Here is a 244-nt window from a genome sequence, read left to right on the forward strand (position 1 = left end):
CGGCTTGAAAAAAAAAAACTCACAGACATTGTCTGGTTTGTGAGAACCCAGTACCATGCATGAAGGAGCAAGTTAAGAAGCCCCCCCCCCCCCCCCCCCCCCCCCCCCCCCCCCCCCCCCCCCCCCCCCCCCCCCCCCCCCCCCCCCCCCCCCCCCCCCCCCCCCCCCCCCCCCCCCCCCACCCCCCCCCCCCCCGTCCCCCCCCCCCCCCCCCCCCCCCCCCCCCCCCCCCCCCCCCCCCCCC

Annotated in this window: 1 protein-coding gene; it reads left to right on the forward strand. The window is 79.9% G+C overall.

Features of this window, described 5'->3' with window-relative positions; all coding sequences use genetic code 11:
• Positions 1-59: 59 nt before the first annotated feature.
• Positions 60-244: hypothetical protein (locus tag G3N62_RS26990; RefSeq protein WP_206141347.1), on the forward strand; the 185-nt coding region annotated here is incomplete at its 3' end.

The organism is Burkholderia sp. Tr-20355 (assembly GCF_017104685.1).
Taxonomy (GTDB): domain Bacteria; phylum Pseudomonadota; class Gammaproteobacteria; order Burkholderiales; family Burkholderiaceae; genus Burkholderia; species Burkholderia seminalis.